14 protein-coding genes and 1 pseudogene (1 of these 15 cut by a window edge) are annotated in these 19,619 nt (G+C 61.1%); 11 read left to right on the top strand and 4 right to left on the bottom strand.

Going from position 1 to position 19,619, the window contains the following annotated elements:
• Nucleotides 1-34: 34 nt before the first annotated feature.
• The 3 genes and pseudogenes from AC1DPR_RS18250 to AC1DPR_RS18240 all read right to left on the bottom strand — a co-directional run.
• Nucleotides 35-2,242, bottom strand: coding sequence for a CHASE2 domain-containing protein (locus tag AC1DPR_RS18250; RefSeq protein WP_018857864.1), 2,208 nt, complete (start codon nt 2,240-2,242; stop codon nt 35-37).
• 132 nt (nt 2,243-2,374) lie between these two features.
• Nucleotides 2,375-2,623 carry a hypothetical protein gene (locus tag AC1DPR_RS18245; RefSeq protein WP_477816869.1) on the bottom strand — a complete coding sequence of 83 codons (249 nt, stop codon included), beginning with the start codon at nt 2,621-2,623 and terminating at the stop codon, nt 2,375-2,377.
• A 165-nt stretch (nt 2,624-2,788) separates the two neighbouring features.
• A pseudogene (locus tag AC1DPR_RS18240) lies at nt 2,789-3,975 on the bottom strand (chloride channel protein); the annotation flags it as partial.
• Nucleotides 3,976-4,351: 376 nt separating this feature from the next.
• Here AC1DPR_RS18240 and AC1DPR_RS18235 point away from each other — a divergent pair.
• The 11 genes from AC1DPR_RS18235 to clpB all read left to right on the top strand — a co-directional run bounded on the left by AC1DPR_RS18235 (nt 4,352) and on the right by clpB (nt 18,182).
• Nucleotides 4,352-4,801 (top strand): MarR family winged helix-turn-helix transcriptional regulator, encoded by a 450-nt coding sequence (locus AC1DPR_RS18235; RefSeq protein WP_018857866.1) that lies wholly within the window; start codon nt 4,352-4,354, stop codon nt 4,799-4,801.
• Nucleotides 4,802-4,820: 19 nt separating this feature from the next.
• Nucleotides 4,821-5,252 (top strand): MarR family winged helix-turn-helix transcriptional regulator, encoded by a 432-nt coding sequence (locus AC1DPR_RS18230; RefSeq protein WP_018857867.1) that lies wholly within the window; start codon nt 4,821-4,823, stop codon nt 5,250-5,252.
• Between the two features lie 318 nt (nt 5,253-5,570).
• Entirely contained in the window at nt 5,571-6,845 is a 1,275-nt protein-coding gene (locus tag AC1DPR_RS18225) for an aspartate kinase (RefSeq protein ID WP_018857868.1), read from the top strand.
• A gap of 90 nt (nt 6,846-6,935) precedes the next feature.
• Nucleotides 6,936-9,203 carry a phosphoenolpyruvate--protein phosphotransferase gene (gene ptsP / locus AC1DPR_RS18220; protein WP_018857869.1) on the top strand — a complete coding sequence of 756 codons (2,268 nt, stop codon included), beginning with the start codon at nt 6,936-6,938 and terminating at the stop codon, nt 9,201-9,203.
• Nucleotides 9,204-9,231: 28 nt separating this feature from the next.
• Complete coding sequence (prfA, locus tag AC1DPR_RS18215; RefSeq protein WP_018857870.1) at nt 9,232-10,311, top strand: peptide chain release factor 1; 1,080 nt, start codon at nt 9,232-9,234, stop codon at nt 10,309-10,311.
• Nucleotides 10,308-11,189, top strand: a complete 882-nt coding sequence (prmC, locus tag AC1DPR_RS18210; protein ID WP_018857871.1) for a peptide chain release factor N(5)-glutamine methyltransferase — start codon at nt 10,308-10,310, stop codon at nt 11,187-11,189. Before prfA ends, prmC begins: the two co-directional genes overlap by 4 nt.
• A 344-nt stretch (nt 11,190-11,533) precedes the next feature.
• The gene (locus AC1DPR_RS18205; RefSeq protein ID WP_025661665.1) at nt 11,534-12,307 is read left to right on the top strand and encodes a DUF4167 domain-containing protein; all 774 of its coding nucleotides are present in this window, start codon (nt 11,534-11,536) and stop codon (nt 12,305-12,307) included.
• A gap of 218 nt (nt 12,308-12,525) precedes the next feature.
• Nucleotides 12,526-14,181 carry an arylsulfatase gene (locus tag AC1DPR_RS18200; protein WP_113471544.1) on the top strand — a complete coding sequence of 552 codons (1,656 nt, stop codon included), beginning with the start codon at nt 12,526-12,528 and terminating at the stop codon, nt 14,179-14,181.
• Nucleotides 14,182-14,248: 67 nt separating this feature from the next.
• Nucleotides 14,249-14,656, top strand: coding sequence for a DUF1254 domain-containing protein (locus AC1DPR_RS18195; RefSeq protein WP_477816830.1), 408 nt, complete (start codon nt 14,249-14,251; stop codon nt 14,654-14,656).
• A 404-nt stretch (nt 14,657-15,060) separates the two neighbouring features.
• The gene (locus tag AC1DPR_RS18190; RefSeq protein WP_026371858.1) at nt 15,061-15,327 is read left to right on the top strand and encodes a DUF1214 domain-containing protein; all 267 of its coding nucleotides are present in this window, start codon (nt 15,061-15,063) and stop codon (nt 15,325-15,327) included.
• A gap of 251 nt (nt 15,328-15,578) precedes the next feature.
• Nucleotides 15,579-18,182, top strand: a complete 2,604-nt coding sequence (clpB, locus tag AC1DPR_RS18185; RefSeq protein WP_169681319.1) for an ATP-dependent chaperone ClpB — start codon at nt 15,579-15,581, stop codon at nt 18,180-18,182.
• 55 nt (nt 18,183-18,237) lie between these two features.
• Here clpB and AC1DPR_RS18180 read toward each other — a convergent pair whose 3' ends face one another.
• Nucleotides 18,238-19,619, bottom strand: partial view of a M23 family metallopeptidase gene (locus AC1DPR_RS18180; protein ID WP_018860468.1) — the 3' portion only. 559 nt of this gene lie beyond the right edge of the window; the window shows 1,382 of its 1,941 coding nt (coding positions 560-1,941); the start codon falls outside the window, past its right edge; its stop codon occupies nt 18,238-18,240.

Genomic DNA, 19,619 nt, shown 5'->3' with positions numbered 1-19,619 from the left:
CGATCGCGATGGGTCGTGGTCGTAAGAGCCGCAATCAGGGTTCGAGGTGAAGCTTGGTTTCATGCGGCAGAGCCGCGCCAATACCGTCATCGTCATTGCCGGGACTGTCGCGGAAGTGGTCCGCCCGGCGCCCGAGGCGGCTATAGAATTGGGGCAGGGTCGCGGTTAGCTCGGCTGACTTGAGCTTGGCGATATTGAGCAGCTTGCGTGTCTCCGCCGAATGGGCGCGGAGCGCGGCGACAAGCTCCGTATGAATGCGATGCATCTCGGCAAATGCACTTGAACCGCGAACGTGCTCGCCACCGACAACGGCATAGAGGCGCGCCCGGCTGCTCTTGCCTTTCAGTCCGAGCAGGCCGGCGTCGAGGAGTGCGAAATGCGCCAGTTCGCCAGCCGTGGTTTCCGAGACGAGAATGTCGAAGCCAACTTCCTTGCAGGCGGATTCGATGCGCGCCGCGACGTTGACGGCGTCGCCGACGGCGGAATAGTTGAAGCGTGTTTCGGCCCCCATGTTGCCGACGCAGGCAAGGCCGGTGTGAATGCCGACGCCGATACCGACCTGATACTCCGGGCCGAAGCCGAAAGCATCGGATGCGTTGAGCGAAGCGAGCGTCTCACGCATGGCAAGGGCGGCGCGGACTGCCTTGGCAGGATGATTTTTGACATCCACCGGGGCGTTCCAGAAGGCCATGATCGAGTCGCCGATGAATTTGTCGAGCGTCCCTTCATTGGCCGTCACGTGGCGGCTCAACGCATCGAGCAGCGTATTCAGGAAGCGGACGACTTCGGCTGGCTGCAGTCGTTCGCTGAGTTCGGTGAAGCCGCGCACGTCGACGAACATCACCGTCAGTTCGCGGTCGTCGCCGCCGAGCCGCATCGCATCGCGGCTGTGCTCGATCCGAAAGAGCAGCGAGGGTGAGAGATACTGCCCGAAGGCACGGCGGACTGCGCGCCGCTCGCGGTCGATAACGAGGATGCGGAATGAGGTGGCGGCGAAATGGGTGATTGAGCCGGCAATGATCGGCGCGAGCGGATCGAGCAACAGGCCCCAGGCGGAAAAGGCAAACCAGGAGGCCGCAAGCGCCAATGCCGTCAGGCATAGGCCGCAGGCAAGCGCCACAGCCGGGCTGACGAAGGTCGTCAGCACCACCAGGAGCGTACCTAGGATGGCAATCGCAAGAATTTCCAGTCCATCCGCCCAATCGGGCCGGGAGAGAAAGTGGCCCGTCAGGATCTGTTCGACGGTTTGGGCATGCATGGAAACACCAGGGACGTTCTGGCCGAGCGCCGTCGTGCGGATATCCTGCAGACCAGCCGAGGATGTGCCGACAAAGACGATGCTTCCTTCGATGGCGGCAGCGACCTGCGGATCGACGCCTTGTGGCGCCAGGATCTTGCCGGCGGAGATATAGCGTTGCGGGACATCAGGACTGATATACAGCCACAACTCACCGCTCGCAGTCACCGGTATGACGAACTCACCGATCTTGACCGATGTCAGTGTATCGGGAGCCTCGGGGGCGGCTGCCAACACATAGGTCGAAGCGCCCTGGGCGACACGCAGCGCCTCGATCGCCAGATTCGGATAGAGCTGCTCCCCATCCGTCAGAAAGAGCGGGACCTTGCGTACGACAGCGGAGGGATTGCCGGGATTGAGGCTGATGTGGCCGAGACCTGTCGCACTGAGCTGCAATTGCGGGCGTACCGGTGTCGCTGCGTCGAGCCGGGGCGGCGCGTTGACGGGGCTCTCGCCGGTGAAAGCGAAGCCTGCTTTGACCGGTGGCCGATAGTTACCCTCCGTCGTCAGGCCGAAGCCGAGCACCACGGGGCGTCCGGCGATCGCTTGGGCGAAAAGCTCGTCATTGTCGGGTAGCCGCCTCAGCAACGTCGGGTCGACGCCGGCGACATCGCGCATGACAGTGCGCGGCGAGAGACGGTCCGGTTCTGCAAACAGCACATCGAAGGCGATCGCGGCGGCTCCCAGATCGGACAGGCGCTCCACGAGAAGCGCCAGCCGGTCGCGCGGCCAGGGCCACTGGCCGAATTCCTTGAGCGAGGCCTCGTCGATATCGATGATGCGGACCGGTGTCGGCTCAAAGGCGCGCGGTGAGATCCGCTGATATTCATCAAATGTGACGTCGCGGATTTGCCGCAGCAGTGGTGGATCGCTTGCCCGCAGCATCGTGAACGCCGCGACGATGGCGAGGCCAATAATAACGCCGATTTGCTGCGCACGCGTCATATGCAATCGGAGCCCTCGGGCCTGGAACCAAGTGGCGCCGGCGATAAAGGAGGCGCATTTCCGGGCGCGACTAGGCTGCCTGTTTCCACCGCGCGATGCAACTGCGCCTTTCGAGCAAATCAGCGACGCTGTTCAGTCGGTCGGAAACTCCTTGCCCAGGCGATGCGGGTTGTTGGTCTGCGAAGCTGCAGCCTCTGAATTCTCCAACGTCAGCATGCGCTCGTCATTTGCTCTGCGCGGCCCAAGAAAGGGCCTTCGCTCGGTCTCCGTCGCTCGCAGCGTGCTTCGAAGGCGCAGTAGGTCCTTCCGCGCAATCAAGCCATGAAGCTTGGCGGTCTGTGGATCCACGATCGGGATGCGGCCGGAGCCAGTCGACAACATCAGGTCAGCGACATATCCGACCGTATCGTCAGGATGTGCCGCGGGGATAGATGCGTCGGACACCATGTCGTCGAGACGTTGGTCGGAAAACGCGGCTGCGTCCTGCCATCGCAACGCATCGCTACCGGAGACCAGTCCCTTGAGGACACCGCTGCCGTCAACGACCGGATAAACCCGGTGCGTTCTTGCAGGCGTCGCGAAGAAGGCGCAGGCATCGCCGACTGTCATGCTTGCTGCAAGCGTGTCGACCTCCTTGATCATGATCTCGCGCGCACGCGTCAATTCGAAGGGATCAATGCCGTATTCTCGCGTGATGTGTTGGCCGCGCCGTGCGATCTTTTCGGTGAGGATCGACCGGCGAAGAAGGAGAACGGTCACCACGTAGGCTGCTACCGTGGCCGCCAGGAGGGGTACCAGCATCGAAACGTCGCCGGTGAGTTCGACGGCAAAGAACGTGCCCGTCAGCGGTGCGCGCATCGTTCCTCCCATCATTGCGGCCATGCCCAGCAAGGCCCAGAATCCCGGTCGCCGGGAAGCACCAGGCCGACCAGCCATCCGAGGGCTCCTCCGAAGATCAGCAGCGGCGCGAGTACGCCACCGGATGTGCCCGATGACAGCGCCACAAGCCAGATGAATGCTTTCACAAGCAGGACCGCCAACACGGCCGACGGCAGAAGAGTGCTGTTCAGCAATCCTTCGATGATGTCGTAGCCGACTCCGAGGGCGCGAGGCTCGATCAAGCCGCCGAGGCCGATGATCAACCCGCCAATCGCCGGGCACCACATCCAATGGATCGGCAGGGCCTCGAAGAGATCTTCGATCTTGTAGAGCATCGTCGTCAACAGGCCGGATTGCAGCCCCGCAATAATCCCCATCGCAGCGCAGAGCGCGATGCCCCACCAGGGAAGGTCCATGTGAAATTGCTTGGGAAAAAGAGGGCCGGCCTGGAACAGGAAGGGGCGCCAGCAGATCGATACGCAGGCCGCGATGGCAACGGGGATGAAGCTTCTGGGCTTCCATTCGAAGAGCAGCAATTCTACGGCGAGCATGACTGCGGCAATCGGTGAACCGAAGATTGCGGTCATGCCGGCGGCCGCACCCGCGACGAGGAGCGTCTTGCGCTCGGCCGAGCTCAAGTGGAAGCATTGCGCGAAGAGCGATCCGATGGCGCCGCCCGTCATGATGATCGGCCCTTCGGCGCCAAAAGGTCCGCCGGTGCCGATGGAGATCGCCGACGAGAGCGGCTTGAGAATCGCCACCTTCGGCGACATCGGGCTGCCACCAATCAGGATCGTCTCGATTGCCTCGGGGATGCCGTGACCGCGGATCTTCTTGGATCCGAAGCGGGCCATCAGCCCGATAACAAGGCCGCCAAGGATGGGAATGGCAACCATCCATACGGAGCGCGGTGCATCAGCAAGCGAGGTGGCGGCAATACTGAAACGCCCGAACCACACGAGACTGGTGACCAGCGAAATCAGGCTCACCAGGACCCAGGCGGCGAACGCACCGCCGGAGCCGACCACCACGGCCATGCCGACCAGCGCGAGAACGCGGTTGTCCGTCGTAAAGTCCCCGGCCTCGCGCCGCGAGAGGCCGCCGGTAAAGTCATGTGGCCGGTGAGGGGTCGATTGCTCGTACATGGAGGATCCCGTTGAAACGCTTTTGTTCGACGTTGCAAATATATCGTGATACGATATAAATCAACAAGCAGATCTGGAGGCAGAAATGGTGTCGGGCAAAAACGGCAGCTTATCGGATGTTGACTATGCCGCGTTGGCCAACCTGAGGTACAGAATTCGAAAATTTCGCCAATTCAGCACCAAGGCGGCGGAGAAGCTCGGTCTATCGCCGCAACAGCATCAGGCACTACTCGCGATCAAGGGACTGGGAAGCGGAGAACAGATGAGCGTTTCAACCTTGGCGGCGCGACTCTTCGTCCCGGCTGCATCTGCAGCCGAACTTACGCGCTCGCTTGAGGGACGTGGCTATGTCACTATCGAAGTGAAGCAGAGGCGCCGGACTATTGTGCGGTTGACAGACAAGGCGGAAGAGATATTGCGACGGCTGACGCCTGCGCATCTTTACGAGATCCGGGAGATGGCTCCCGAACTCATGCTGGCGTTGCGCGTGCTCCAGGATCATCGAAGAATGGAAGTCGCCGCATGGATGCAATGATGGCCACGAGGGATCTGCATTGAGGACACCCGGAGAACGACTGACCGACGCCGACTACGAGGCCTTGTCCAATCTGCGCTACACCTTGCGCCGCTTCATGGATTTCAGCACGTCCGCGGCACAAGAGGAGGGGCTCCCAACGCAACAGCATCAGGCATTGCTGTCGATCAAGGGCCATCGCGGCGAAGACTCGATGACGATCGGAATGCTTGCTGAACGGCTGCTGATCGCGCCCCATTCGGCAACGGAGCTCGTTGGACGTCTGGTCACAGCCGGCTACGTGTCGCGTCGCACGGATCCGAACGACAAGCGCCGGCAGACATTGGAGCTCACCGACAAGGCAGAGCGAGTGTTGAAGCGCCTGACTGCTATCCATCTGACGGAAATCCGGGAGATGGCGCCGCAGCTGATTGACATCCTCAGGAAGCTGCAGGACGAAATCGAGCGTTGAAGGGAAGTCTCAGACCTCCGGCAGATTTCTCTCCTCTGCTGCGCTGCCCAACGCCCTCGAGGCTGAGGAGGCCTAGCCGGGGTGGCAGCTGCCACTTTTACCCGCCAGTTCCAGGGTGTCGCATTCTCCTTTCCACACCTTGCCACCCCCCAACAAACTCGCTAAGAGACGCGGCAACTTGGGCCCTTGGGGTGCAAGGCTCTAGAAGGGTTCCAGAAACTCCCAATTCCGGGCTCTTCGGCCATGCGGCTCCATGCAGGGTTCGTGATGCCGGGTCTGGCTTTGGTCTCTCTCGGCGCTAGGTCGTGGTAGAGGCATATGGCACGCATCGTAATGAAATTCGGCGGAACGTCCGTCGCTGATCTGGACCGCATCAAGAACGTTGCCCGCCATGTGAAACGTGAAGTCGACGCCGGCCACGAAGTGGCGGTGGTCGTCTCCGCCATGTCCGGCAAGACCAACGAGCTGGTCGGGTGGGTGCAAGGCACGCCAAAGGTCGTCGGCGCCAATTCACCTTTTTACGATGCGCGCGAATATGATGCCGTTGTTGCATCGGGCGAGCAGGTGACCTCCGGCTTGCTCGCGATCGCGCTGCAGGCGATGGATATCAATGCCCGCTCTTGGCAGGGTTGGCAGATCCCGATCCGTACCGACAACGCCCATGGCGCCGCCCGCATCCTCGATATCGATGGCTCCGACATCATCAAGCGTATGGGCGAGGGGCAGGTTGCCGTCATCGCCGGCTTCCAGGGTCTTGGGCCCGACAACCGCATCGCGACGCTCGGCCGCGGCGGCTCCGATACGTCGGCAGTTGCGATCGCGGCTGCGGTCAAGGCCGATCGCTGCGATATCTATACCGACGTTGACGGCGTCTACACGACCGATCCGCGCATCGTGCCGCAGGCACGCCGCCTGAAGAAGATCGCATTCGAGGAAATGCTCGAAATGGCGTCGCTCGGCGCCAAGGTTCTGCAGGTTCGCTCCGTCGAGCTTGCCATGGTGCACAAGGTCCGTACCTTCGTGCGCTCCTCTTTCGAAGATCCCGATGCTCCGGGCATGGGTGACTTCTTGAATCCGCCCGGAACGCTGATTTGTGACGAGGATGAAATCGTGGAACAGGAAGTAGTCACCGGCATCGCCTATGCCAAGGATGAGGCTCAGATCTCGCTTCGCCGTCTTGCCGACCGGCCGGGCGTTTCCGCTGCGATCTTCGGACCGCTGGCCGAAAGCCACATCAATGTCGACATGATCGTCCAGAACATCTCGGAAGACGGCTCGAAGACCGACATGACCTTCACGGTTCCTTCGGGTGATGTCGACAAGGCGATCAAGGTTCTCGGCGAGAACAAGGAAAAGATCGGGTACGACGTCGTTCAGAACGAAGCGGGCCTGGTGAAAGTGTCGGTCATCGGTATCGGCATGCGCAGCCACGCCGGCGTTGCCGCCACCGCTTTCAAGGCGCTGGCCGACAAGGGCATCAACATCAAGGCGATCACCACCTCTGAGATCAAAATTTCGATCCTGATTGATGGTCCTTATGCGGAACTCGCTGTCAGGACTTTGCATTCCTGCTACGGTCTCGATAAGAACTGATTCTGAACGAGTCTGCCGCGCGTTCAAGTTGTGAAGTCACGCGGCTGTCGGCCGCGAGGCTTTGATGTTTGTTTTGGAGCTTGAGACGCAATGAGAGACCTTTCCGGCGGTCCGCGCGTGCTGCTCAAGCGGCTGCGCGAGTTGATGGCGGAGCCGCTGGAGCCGCAGGAGCGTCTCGATCGGATCGTTCGCCAGATTGCAGGCAACATGGTGGCGGAGGTTTGCTCCGTCTATGTGCTGCGCGCTGACGGCGTTCTCGAGCTCTATGCAACCGAAGGTCTGAAGAAGGAAGCGGTCCACCTGTCCCAGCTCAAGATGGGACAAGGTCTGGTCGGTACGATCGCGGCATCGGCGCAGCCTCTCAATCTCTCCGACGCGCAATCGCACCCGGCGTTCCGCTACCTGCCGGAAACCGGCGAAGAGATCTACCATTCGTTCCTCGGCGTGCCGATCCTGCGCACCGGCCGCTCGCTCGGCGTTTTGGTCGTGCAGAACAAGGCGAGCCGCACCTACCGCGAAGAAGAGCTCGAAGCGCTCGAGACGACCGCGATGGTGCTTGCGGAGATGATCGCCACCGGCGAACTCAAGAAGATCACCAAGCCCGGGCTCGAACTCGACCTGACGCGTTCGGTGACCATCGACGGCGACACCTATAATGAAGGCATCGGCCTCGGCTACGTCGTGCTGCATGAGCCGCGTATCGTCGTCACCAACCTTTTGAATGAGGATTCCGAGAAGGAAATCCGCCGCCTGGGCGAGGCGCTAGGGTCGCTCCGCATCTCGATCGATGACCTTCTGTCGCAGCGCGACGTTTCGATGGAGGGCGAGCACCGCGAGGTTCTCGAAACCTATCGCATGTTCGCCCATGACCAGGGCTGGGTGCGCAAGCTCGAGGAAGCAATCCGTAACGGTTTGACCGCGGAAGCCGCCGTCGAGAAGGTGCAGAGCGACACCAAGGCGCGCATGATCCGCATGACCGATCCCTATCTGCGGGAACGGATGCACGATTTCGAAGATCTCGCGAACCGCCTGCTGCGGCAGTTGACCGGCTATACCGGCCGCACAGCGGGGGACGGTTTCCCAAGCGACGCCATCATCCTGGCGCGTGCCATGGGTGCGGCTGAGTTGTTGGACTATCCGCGTGCCAATGTGCGCGGGCTCGTGCTGGAAGAAGGTGCGGTGACGAGCCATGTGGTGATCGTCGCGCGTGCCATGGGCATTCCTGTGATCGGCCAGGCCGCTGGCGTGGTGGCGCTCGCCGAAAACGGCGATGCCGTCATCATCGACGGCGATGGCGGGCATGTGCACCTTCGCCCCATGCCGGAGCATCAGCGCTCCTACGAGGAAAAGGTACGGTTCCGCGCCCGCCGCCAGGAGCAGTTCCGGGCGCTGCGCTCGGTCGAGTCGCGCACCAGGGACGGCCAGCGCGTATCGTTGATGATGAACGCCGGGCTGCTGGTCGATTTGCCGCAGCTTTCGGACTCGGGTGCTGAAGGCATTGGCCTGTTCCGCACCGAGCTGCAGTTCATGATCGCCTCCAACATGCCGAAGGCGGAAGAGCAGGAGCTGTTTTATCGCAATGTGCTGAAGCAGGCGGCCGGACGAGTTGTGACATTCCGCACGCTTGATATCGGCGGCGACAAGGTCGTTCCCTATTTCCGTGGCCATGAGGAAGAAAATCCGGCGCTCGGCTGGCGGGCAATCCGCCTTTCGCTCGATCGTCCGGGCCTGCTGCGCACGCAGCTGCGCGCCATGCTGAAGGCGGCGGCCGGCATCGAGCTGAAGCTGATGGTGCCAATGGTAACCGAGGTTTCCGAGATCGCCGCCGTGCGAGAACTGCTGCAGAAGGAGGTTCAGCACCTTTCGCGCTTCGGCCACGGCCTGCCGCGCAAGCTGCAGTTCGGGGCGATGCTGGAGGTGCCGGCGCTGCTCTGGCAGCTCGACGAGCTGATGTCGGCGGTCGATTTCGTCTCGGTCGGGTCGAATGACCTCTTCCAGTTTTCGATGGCGGTCGATCGCGGCAATGCGCGCGTGTCCGACCGCTTCGATCCGCTTGGCAAACCGTTCCTTAGGATCCTGCGCGACATCGTGCGGGCAGGCGAGCGCAACAACACGCCCGTGACCTTGTGCGGCGAGCTTGCCGGCAAGCCAATCTCGGCGATGGCGCTTCTCGGCATAGGCTTCCGTTCGGTTTCGATGTCGCCAGCATCGATCGGTCCGGTCAAGGCGATGCTGCTCGGTCTCGAGGTTGAGACGCTGGCGAAGGTGATGAACGAGGCGCTTGACGACACCAAGTCGGCGACTTCGATCCGCGATGTGCTTGCCCACTTCGCGGAAGCTCACAATATTCCTCTTTAGGTCAAGACAAGCAGAATCGGAGTGAAGGGTGGCGAAGCTTCCCGTTGAAAAGATGCGCGAGCTGGAACGCCGTTTTGGCGAGATCGAAGCGCGCATGTCGGCTGGCCCCTCGGCTGACGTCTACGTCAAGCTCGCCTCCGAATATTCCGAGTTGCAGCCCGTCGTCACGAAGATCCGCGCCTTCGAGAAGGCAATTGCCGAGCTTGCGGACCTCGAAACCCTGCTGAACGACAAGTCGGTGGACCGTGAGATGCGCGATCTGGCCGAACTGGAGCTGCCCGAGGTGAAGGAGCGGCTGGAGGCGCTGGAGCAGGAAATCCAGATCTTGCTGCTGCCGAAGGATGCAGCAGACGAGAAGAGCGCTATTTTGGAAATCCGCGCTGGCACCGGCGGTTCGGAAGCCGCACTCTTTGCTGGTGATTTGTTCCGGATGTATGAGCGCTATGCAGCCGCCCACGGCTGGAAGGTCGAAGTCCTGTCGTCGAGCGAAGGCGAGGCGGGCGGCTTCAAGGAAATCATCGCGACCATCACCGGCAAGGGCGTATTTGCCAAGCTGAAGTTTGAATCCGGTGTTCACCGTGTCCAGCGCGTGCCGGAAACGGAAGCCGGCGGTCGCATCCACACTTCGGCCGCGACCGTCGCGGTTCTGCCGGAGGCGGAGGAAATCGACATCGAGATCCGGCCAGAAGACATCCGCATCGATACGATGCGCTCATCCGGCGCTGGCGGCCAGCACGTCAACACCACCGACTCAGCGGTGCGCATCACCCATCTGCCGACCGGCATCGTCGTCACCAGTTCCGAGAAATCGCAGCATCAGAACCGCGCCAAGGCGATGCAGGTTCTGCGTTCGCGTCTCTACGACGCCGAGCGTCAACGGGCCGAAAGCGAGCGTTCCGCCGATCGCAAGAGCCAGGTCGGTTCCGGCGATCGCTCCGAACGCATCCGCACCTACAACTTCCCACAGGGGCGGGTGACGGACCACCGGATCAATCTGACACTCTACAAGCTCGACCGGATGATGATCGGCGAGATAGACGAGGTGGTCGACGCGCTGATGGCCGACTATCAGGCAAGCCAGTTGGCGCAACTCGGCGAGCAGCAATGAGCATGAGCGGGAAACAGGCCGAGGCTACGGTTTCCCAAATGCTGGCCGAGGCTCGCCGTCGTTTCACTGAAGCCGGTGTCGACAGTGCTTCGGCTGATGCCCGTATGCTCGTCGCAGGGCTGCTTGGACTTTCGACGACCGCCATCGTAACACGTGGCGGCGAAACCGTCAGCACAGAGCAGATGGCAATGATCGAGCAAGCCATCGAACGCCGGCTGGCGCATGAGCCTGTTCACCGCATTCTCGGCGAACGGGAATTCTATGGCCTGCCGCTGTCTTTGTCTGCGGAAACCCTTGAGCCACGGCCTGATACGGAAATTCTCGTCGATACGATGCTTCCTTATCTGCGCGACCTTGCAAATACCGAGGGCCATATCCATATTCTGGACCTAGGAACCGGAACCGGGGCGATATGCCTTGCTCTGTTGAGCGAATGTCCGGAAGCGTCAGGCGTCGGCAGCGATATATCGGCCGATGCATTGAAGACGGCGAAATCAAACGCGGAAAGAAACGGATTGCAGGATCGCTTCGAAACCATTCAATCCAGTTGGTTTCAGAATATCCACGGCTCGTTTCACGCGATTGTCTCAAATCCGCCCTATATCGCTTCTAAGGTCGTTCACACTCTCGCTCCCGAAGTGACGAAATTTGATCCCCATGCCGCACTGGATGGCGGCCGGGATGGGCTTGACGCCTACAGAACCATCGCCAAGGATGCGGCAAGGTTCATAAAGCCGAACGGCGTTGTGGGACTTGAGATCGGCTACGACCAGCGAAACGACGTGACAGACGTTTTCGAGGCTGAAGGCTTCAAGCTTCTGGAATCCGTAAAGGATTACGGCCAGAATGACCGGGCGCTTGTGTTCGCGCTCAAGTGATGCGCGACGACTTTAAGCACTGAACAGGACATTGGTGTCATTGCGAAGAAAAGGCTTGGATTTCCACGGGAAGCAATATAGGTTGACCCCACGCGTTGGAGAGATAGGACAGAACGGTGAGACGTTCGAAACTAACTCGGCCTCGGGGGTCCGCTCTTTTAAACGAGAGCTTCAAAGGTTGAATACGACCCAATGCGTGAATCAGTCAAACTGACTTGAGAACAAGCGGCAGGTTGGCGCGAAGGCGCAGTATGCTTGCGGCACGAGGGCTCTGAGCCGGTGAACCGGCCACGGCCGTTGGTGCCATAACTCCACAACAAACAGAGAATTCAGGTGAACGATCTATGAGGCCAGGACAGCAGAACAAGCGCGGTCGCGGGCGTGGCAATAACAACGGCGGCGGCGGCGGAAATAACAACAACAACAATTTCAACCGCAAGGGCGGCAACCCGTTGACGCGGACCTACGACAGCTCCGGCCCAGACGTTAAGATTCGTGGTACCGCGCAGCATATCGCTGAAAAGTACGCACAACTTGCGCGCGACGCGCAGAGTTCGGGCGATCGCGTTATCGCTGAAAACTACCTGCAGCACGCCGAACACTATAACCGCATCATTGCAGCCGCTCAGGCGCAGATGCAGGAGCGCTTCCAGCGCGACGACCGCAACGAATTCAGTGAAGGTGCGGAGCGCGATGGTGACGATGTCGAAGCCATCGACAATGACGATGTTGTCATCGTCCAGCCACCGCGTCACCAGCACGAGCATCAGCAGCGCCGTTCGGAAGAACAGTCGCAGCGTCGCAACGACGAGCAGCCGCGCCGCAACGAAGACCGCCAGCCGCGTCGCCAGGAACAGCAGCCGGCCCCGGTCGCAGCTGAAGCGCCGCAGCCCGAGGTGAACGATGGCAGCGGCCCGCAGCCGGAGATCGAAGGTATTCCGGCAGAGGTTTCGATGGACGAGGAAAGTGCTGCAGGCCAGCCGCGCGAGCGTCAGCCGCGTCGCCGCACTGCCGGTAGCCGTCCGCGTCGTCCGCGCCGCGCTGCGGAAGGCGAGGCTCCGGCCGAGGGTGAAGGTTCCGGCGATGCGCCTGTTTTGGCGGATGCCGCTTCGGAATAACCGGATCGCTTCAACGATCCGAGCTAATGGATAAAAGGCCGCTCTATGGAGCGGCCTTTTTCGTTTCTGCCGCCGTCTCGCCTCCGACCGTTAAAGTGTCGTGCATTTACCGTAACGTACTTACGTCTACGCTGTGGCTATGCCTCTTTGGTTCGCGCCGATGCATCTCATCACCAGACAACATTCCAAAAGTTCACGTTTGACGGGAGACACGCGAAATGGCCAGCGACGATAGCGTACGATCATCCTCCTCCGACGCCAGCAACCTCACGCGCCGTAATCTGCTGATAGGGTCAACAGCCCTTGCCGCCGGGGCCGCCACGGTCGCCAGCATGGTGAGTTTCGCAGCAGCCCAGGCGCAGACGGCGGCGGCACCATCCGGCAAGAAGCCGAATATTCTTGTCATCTTCGGCGATGACATCGGCATACCGCAGATCAGCGCCTACACGATGGGGCTGATGGGCTATCGCACGCCCAATATCGACCGCATCGCCAGGGAAGGCGCAATCTTCACCGATTCCTATGGCCAGCAGAGCTGCACTGCGGGCCGCGCCTCCTTCATTCTCGGGCAAGAACCATTCCGCACCGGCCTCTTGACGATCGGCATGCCCGGCGATCCGCACGGCATTCAGGACTGGATGCCGACGATTGCCGACGTGTTGAAGACGCAGGGCTATGCGACCGGCCAGTTCGGCAAGAACCACCTCGGCGACCAGGACCAGCACCTGCCGACCAAGCATGGCTTCGACGAGTTCTTCGGCAACCTCTACCACCTCAACGCCGAGGAAGAGCCGGAAGGCTACTTCTACCCGAAGGACCCGGCGTTCCGCCGGCAGTTCGGTCCGCGTGGCGTGATCAAGTCAACTGCGGACGGCAAGATCGAAGATACCGGTGCGCTCAACACGAAGCGTATGGAGACGGTCGATGAGGAATTCCTGGCTGCCGCCAAGAACTTCATCGATCGGCAAGCGAAAGCTGACAAGCCGTTCTTCTGCTGGTTCAACTCGACCCGCATGCACGTCTTCACCCATCTGAAGCCGGACTCGCTTGGAAAAACCGGCAAGGGCATTCATGCCGACGGTATGGTGGAGCACGACGGTCACGTCGGCCAGCTTCTCGAGCAGCTGGATCAGCTCGGCATCGCCGACAACACTATCGTTCTCTACACGACCGACAACGGCGCCGAGCTTGCCTTGTGGCCTGATGGTGCCCAGACGCCGTTCCACGGTGAAAAGGGCACGACATGGGAGGGCGGCTTCCGCATTCCGATGATGGTTCGCTGGCCGGGCGTCGTCAAACCCGGGACCGAGGTGAATGAGATCGTTACGCTAATGGATTGGATGCCGACATTCGCGAGCGCCGCCGGGATATCCGACATCAAGGAGCAGATGAAGGCCGGGTTCAAGTCAGGGACCAAGGATTTCAAGGTTCACCTGGACGGCTATGATCTTTTGCCTTTCCTGAAGGGTGAGGCTCAGAGCGGCCCGCGCGATGTCGTCTACTACTTCGATCAGGGCGGCAATCTCAATGCGCTTCGCTGGAACGACTGGAAGCTGAGCTTTGCCATCGCGAGCCACGGCAACATTGCCACGGCCACCCGTGAAGTCCCAGCATGGGCTATGATCGCCAACCTGCGAATGGACCCCTACGAGCGTGGCATGGAGGACGGTGGCGGAGCGATCGAGTTCCTTGCAAGGAACATGTGGCTGCTCGTTCCGATCCAGGGGAAGATCAAGGACTTCTTCTCAGACTTCGACCAGTTCCCGTATCAGGAAGGCAGCTCGCTCAATGCCAGCGGCATCAACTACGGGCTGCTTCGCCAGCAAGCGGCACTGAAGCGGTTGAATGAACTCGAGCGGCTTGCCCCGCAATAGGCAAACACCGCGACAGCCCGCGCCGGCCAAACGGCGCGGGCTGTCCTCACCAAAGAGGGACGGTCCGATGGTGGTTGAGTTGCCGCCGGGCGCCTATATCGGCCTGATCAACGACCATAATCTCCCCGGCCCGGATGGCGGAAAGGGTGGAAAGCACCTCATCCTGCTGCCTGACTACAAGGGCAAGGTGCCAAAGGGCTACCATGTCGGGAAGTCGGCCACCTACAAAGTTCTGCTTGCTGTGCGCGCTCTGCCGGTCGGTGGCGACCAGGACAAGGCGCTGAAGGCGCTGCACGCCATCAAGGTCTACCCTTTGAGTACGGCCAGCAAGCCGAAGCCAATCGCGATCGTCGACACCACCGAGAAGGCAATGGACAGCACCTCTCTCAAGTGGGAGGACAACATCCAGTTCCGGGAGGTATTGCAGCGGATCATCGATGAGGAACCCCTCGTCGAGAAATTCACACCGATGTAGGGCTTCTTGCGACGCTCGGTATCTAAAAGGGCAAGCCGTTCGCACCTGATGCCCGTACGAAAGCTATCCTCGAAAAAGCTGCGAAGGTTGGTCGTGACCAGCTTCTCGTATCGGCGTTCGATAGCGATCGGCCGGACCGCTTTGCGTGGCCGGACCGCAAATGGGAGTGGGTCGGCCTGGTTCCCAACGCTGCCCAGTTCGAGACGCCGATGGGCGTCGATCTGGAGGCACATGATCGCTGGTTCGCACAGGCGATCGTCACGCCCGCAATGTTCCACCGTTCGGCCGGCGCGGGCTCGGCTCTATTGGCTCGGTGCTCGCGACGCTAGCGGTGCGTTTCTGGACGGAGCAAGAACTACAAGCTGACGATTCCCCAGCCCGTCCCGGGCAAGCTGCTCTGGTCCGTGACGCTCTATGACGCGCAGACTCGCTCCGACGTGCAGACGGATCAGGACAAGGCGGCGCTCCGCTCGCTCTTCGAGTTGAAGGACATCGACACGTCAAAGCCGGTCGACCTCTATTTTGGTCCAACGGCGCCGAAGGATGGCGAAGGCCGTTGGATCAAAACCCAGTCCGGACGTGGCTGGTTCAGCTACATCCGCATCTACGGACCCACGCAGCCGGCCTTTGACGGCTCCTGGAAGCCCAACGACATCGAAGAAATCAAGTGATTGGATGGCTGCCGGCAGCCGACATGGCTCCGGCGGAGACAGGACATGAAATGAGAACCCCCGGTCGCAAAGGCCGGGGTTTTTCACGTCATCGCCTCTTTAAACTTTTGAAATCCTCCACCATATCCAGCCCAGGTTCGTCAGCCGCAAATCCCAACCGCGGCGGAACAATGGGCTTGCCATTTAAGGGAGCTCAATCTCAGTCATCGGCCTGTGCCTTATGAGGGCAGGGCGATCCATGGAGGTACAGCATGAATATCGAAAAATACTCCGAGCGGGTGCGCGGTTTTATTCAGTCCGCCCAAACCTATGCGCTTGCGCAGGGACACCAGCAGTTCACACCCGAACATGTACTGAAAGTGCTGCTCGACGACGACCAGGGCATGGCCGCCTCGCTGATCGAGCGCGCCGGCGGTGATCCCAAAGCGGCGCGCCTTGCCAACGATGCCGCACTTGCCAAGCTGCCGAAGGTATCCGGCGGCAACGGGCAGATCTATCTCGCGCAGCCGCTTGCCAAGGTGCTTTCCACTGCCGAAGAGGCAGCGAAGAAGGCCGGCGACAGCTTCGTCACGGTCGAGCGCCTGCTGCAGGCATTGGCGATCGAGTCTTCGGCTTCGACGTCGACGACGCTGAAGAATGCCGGTGTGACCGCGCTGGCGCTCAACCAAGTCATCAATGAAATTCGCAAGGGCCGCACCGCTGACAGCTCGAACGCCGAACAAGGCTTCGACTCGCTGAAGAAGTATGCCCGCGATCTGACCGGCGAAGCCCGCGAGGGCAAGCTCGATCCGGTCATTGGCCGTGACGACGAAATCCGCCGCACGATCCAGGTTCTCTCCCGCCGCACCAAGAACAACCCCGTGCTGATCGGCGAGCCTGGCGTCGGCAAGACCGCCATTGTCGAAGGCCTCGCACTGCGTATCGTCAACGGCGACGTGCCTGAATCACTCAAGGACAAGAAGTTGATGGCGCTCGACATGGGCGCGCTGATCGCCGGCGCGAAATATCGCGGCGAGTTCGAGGAGCGGCTGAAAGCCGTGCTTAACGAGGTGCAGGCCGAAAACGGCGAGATCATTCTCTTCATCGACGAAATGCACACGCTGGTTGGTGCCGGCAAGGCGGATGGGGCGATGGACGCCTCCAACCTCCTGAAGCCGGCGCTTGCGCGTGGCGAGTTACACTGCGTCGGTGCGACGACGCTCGACGAATACCGCAAGCACGTTGAGAAAGATCCGGCCCTAGCCCGCCGCTTCCAGCCTGTCATGGTTGAGGAGCCGACGGTCGAGGACACGATTTCGATCTTGCGTGGCTTGAAGGAAAAGTACGAGCAGCATCACAAGGTCCGTATCTCGGATTCGGCCCTGGTTGCGGCTGCGACGCTTTCCAACCGCTACATCACCGACCGCTTCCTGCCCGACAAGGCGATCGACCTGATGGACGAAGCCGCTGCGCGGCTGCGCATGCAGGTGGATTCCAAGCCTGAAGAGCTGGACGAACTCGATCGCCGCATCATGCAGCTGAAGATCGAGCGCGAAGCGCTGAAGAAGGAAACCGATACGGCGTCTGCCGACCGGCTGACGCGGCTTGAAACCGAGTTGACTGGCCTCGAGGAAGAAGCCGACGCCCTGACGGCCCGCTGGCAGGCGGAAAAGCAGAAGCTCGGCCTCGCCGCCGATCTGAAGAAGCAGCTGGATGAGGCCCGCAACGATCTGGCGATCGCCCAGCGCAAGGGTGAGTTTCAGCGCGCCGGCGAGTTGACTTACGGCGTCATTCCGGAACTGGAAAAGAAGCTCACGGAGGCCGAACAGCAGGACAGCGATCGCAGCGCCATGGTGCAGGAGGTCGTCATCCCCGACAACATTGCGCATGTCGTTTCCCGCTGGACCGGTATCCCTGTCGACAAGATGCTGGAAGGCGAACGCGACAAGCTTCTGCGTATGGAAGACGAGCTGGCGAAATCGGTGATCGGCCAGGGTGATGCGGTTCAGGCAGTGTCGCGGGCGGTGCGCCGCGCGCGCGCCGGCCTGCAGGATCCGAACCGGCCGATCGGCTCGTTCATCTTCCTCGGCCCGACCGGCGTCGGCAAGACGGAGCTGACCAAGGCGCTTGCCCGCTTCCTCTTCGACGACGAAACGGCGATGGTGCGCATGGATATGTCGGAGTACATGGAGAAGCACTCGGTGGCCAGGCTGATAGGCGCGCCTCCCGGCTATGTCGGCTATGAGGAAGGTGGTTCGCTGACGGAAGCCGTTCGCCGGCGGCCGTATCAGGTCGTTCTTTTCGACGAGATCGAAAAGGCGCATCCTGACGTCTTCAACGTGCTGCTGCAGGTGCTCGACGACGGTCGCCTGACCGACGGTCAGGGCCGGACAGTCGATTTCCGCAACACGATGATCATCATGACGTCGAACCTCGGTGCTACGATGTTGACGGAGCTACCCGACGGTCATGACACAGATGAGATCCGCGAGCAGGTGCTGGACGTCGTGCGCGGTCACTTCCGGCCGGAGTTCCTAAACCGTATCGATGAGATCATCCTGTTCCATCGCCTGAAGCGCGAGGAAATGGGCGCGATCGTCGATATCCAGCTGATGCGTCTGGTGGCATTGCTTGCCGAACGCAAGATCACACTCGAGCTCGATGACGATGCCCGCAATTGGCTCGCCAACAAGGGTTACGATCCGGTCTATGGTGCGCGGCCGCTGAAGCGGGTGATCCAGAAATACGTGCAGGATCCGCTCGCCGAACAGATCCTTTCCGGGCAGGTTCCGGATGGTTCGACGGTGAAGATCACAGGCGGTACGGATCGGCTGCTGTTCCGGACGCGGAATTCCGCGGTCAACGAAGCGGCCTAAGGCCTCGACAACAGGAAAGAAAATGGCGGCCCCGGGCCGCCATTTTTGATGGACGCTACTTGCTTGCCACTTGTGGCGGCGGCTGGTTGCCGAGGAGGGTGTCGATGCGCTGCCGCTCGTCCTCGAATTTTGCCAACGCCTCACCCTTCAACGACTTGCCGCCTGGCAGGCGCACGCGCAGCGGATCGACCTTGGTGCCGTTGACGATCATCTCGTAGTGCAGATGCGGACCGGTGGATTCGCCGGTCGTTCCAACCCAGCCGATTACCTGGCCCTGACGTACCTTGGAGCCGGGAACGACGCCCTTGGCGATGGCGCTCTGGTGATTGTAGGAGGATTCGTAGCCGTTGGCGTGGCGGACGATGGTCTGGTTGCCATAACCGCCGGAATCCCAGCCGGCCTTCTCGACCGTTCCGTTGCCGACTGCGATAATCGCCGTGCCGCGCGGTGCCGCCCAATCGACGCCCGTATGCATGCGGGCAAAGCCCAGGATCGGGTGCCGGCGCATGCCGAAGCCTGACTTGAAGATGCCGTTCGGAACGGGATTGCGCAGCAGGAATTGCCGAATGCTCTTGCCGTCCTGATCGAAGTAGTCGATCGACCCATCTTCCGCATCCTGGAAGCGGTAGAAGCGGGTCTGTGTGTCGCCGAAACGCGCGTTCACATAGAGTAGCTCGGAATCCTCCGTTGCCTGACCGCTGGAATCGGCGACGGAAAAGAAGGCTTCCAGCGTGTCGGTCGGCCGCAGCTCCGCCTGGAAATCGACGCTGCTTGCCAGCAGCTTGATGATCAGGGCGGTCATGTCCTTGGTCATGCCGTAGGACAGTGCGGCACGATAAATGCCGTCATAGACGCGTGGCAGATTCTGGTTGGACGGGACCGATGTCGAATTGTCGTCGAAGGCGGTCGTGACTGCGTCGATCTCAGGTGGTTCACGGCCGGCCACGAACCGATCGTGGTCGTCAAGCGCCACGGTGACAAGATGGCGCGTGCCGCGATAGATGCTGGCGCGGATGATCTTTGCTTGTTCGCCTTTCTGCAGGATGCCGATGCGCAACACATCGCCCTTGGAGAGGTCGTCCGATCCGATCATCGGTGAGAGGTAGCCTGCCAGCCCCTTGGCCTGCAGTTCGGGATAGCCCGAGTCCGTCATCGCCTTGATGATCGAGGTCGACTGGCGCACCGGGATGATGTCGTCGGCGAATTCCTCGGTCTGCGGCGTGATCGATTCCGGTGCGGAGACCGTCATGTTCTGCTCGAGGACGCGCGCCGTCAGGCCGGCTGTCAGGTCAACGTCGTTATCGTCGTTGGAGAAGCGGCGTGGGTCGACATAGTAGAGTGCTGCCACTTGGGCGGCGCCGTCGGTCAGGATTGAGCCGTTGGAGCGCACATTCTCCTCGATCTCGTCGAGCGTCATGCCGGGCGCCACCTGGAGAT

The sequence above is a fragment of the Rhizobium sp. 01T417 genome (assembly GCF_056398905.1).
This window is presented reverse-complemented; position numbering and strand designations above follow the sequence as displayed.

What these genes read in the sequence shown, in the direction of transcription:
- AC1DPR_RS18250 (WP_018857864.1), bottom strand. Translation starts at nt 2,242, where the DNA reads ATGACGCGTGCGCAGCAAATCGGCGTTATTATTGGCCTCGCCATCGTC.
- AC1DPR_RS18245 (WP_477816869.1), bottom strand. Translation starts at nt 2,623, where the DNA reads ATGTTGTCGACTGGCTCCGGCCGCATCCCGATCGTGGATCCACAGACC.
- AC1DPR_RS18235 (WP_018857866.1), top strand. Translation starts at nt 4,352, where the DNA reads ATGGTGTCGGGCAAAAACGGCAGCTTATCGGATGTTGACTATGCCGCG.
- AC1DPR_RS18225 (WP_018857868.1), top strand. Translation starts at nt 5,571, where the DNA reads ATGGCACGCATCGTAATGAAATTCGGCGGAACGTCCGTCGCTGATCTG.
- ptsP (WP_018857869.1), top strand. Translation starts at nt 6,936, where the DNA reads ATGAGAGACCTTTCCGGCGGTCCGCGCGTGCTGCTCAAGCGGCTGCGC.
- prmC (WP_018857871.1), top strand. Translation starts at nt 10,308, where the DNA reads ATGAGCATGAGCGGGAAACAGGCCGAGGCTACGGTTTCCCAAATGCTG.
- AC1DPR_RS18205 (WP_025661665.1), top strand. Translation starts at nt 11,534, where the DNA reads ATGAGGCCAGGACAGCAGAACAAGCGCGGTCGCGGGCGTGGCAATAAC.
- AC1DPR_RS18200 (WP_113471544.1), top strand. Translation starts at nt 12,526, where the DNA reads ATGGCCAGCGACGATAGCGTACGATCATCCTCCTCCGACGCCAGCAAC.
- AC1DPR_RS18195 (WP_477816830.1), top strand. Translation starts at nt 14,249, where the DNA reads ATGGTGGTTGAGTTGCCGCCGGGCGCCTATATCGGCCTGATCAACGAC.
- clpB (WP_169681319.1), top strand. Translation starts at nt 15,579, where the DNA reads ATGAATATCGAAAAATACTCCGAGCGGGTGCGCGGTTTTATTCAGTCC.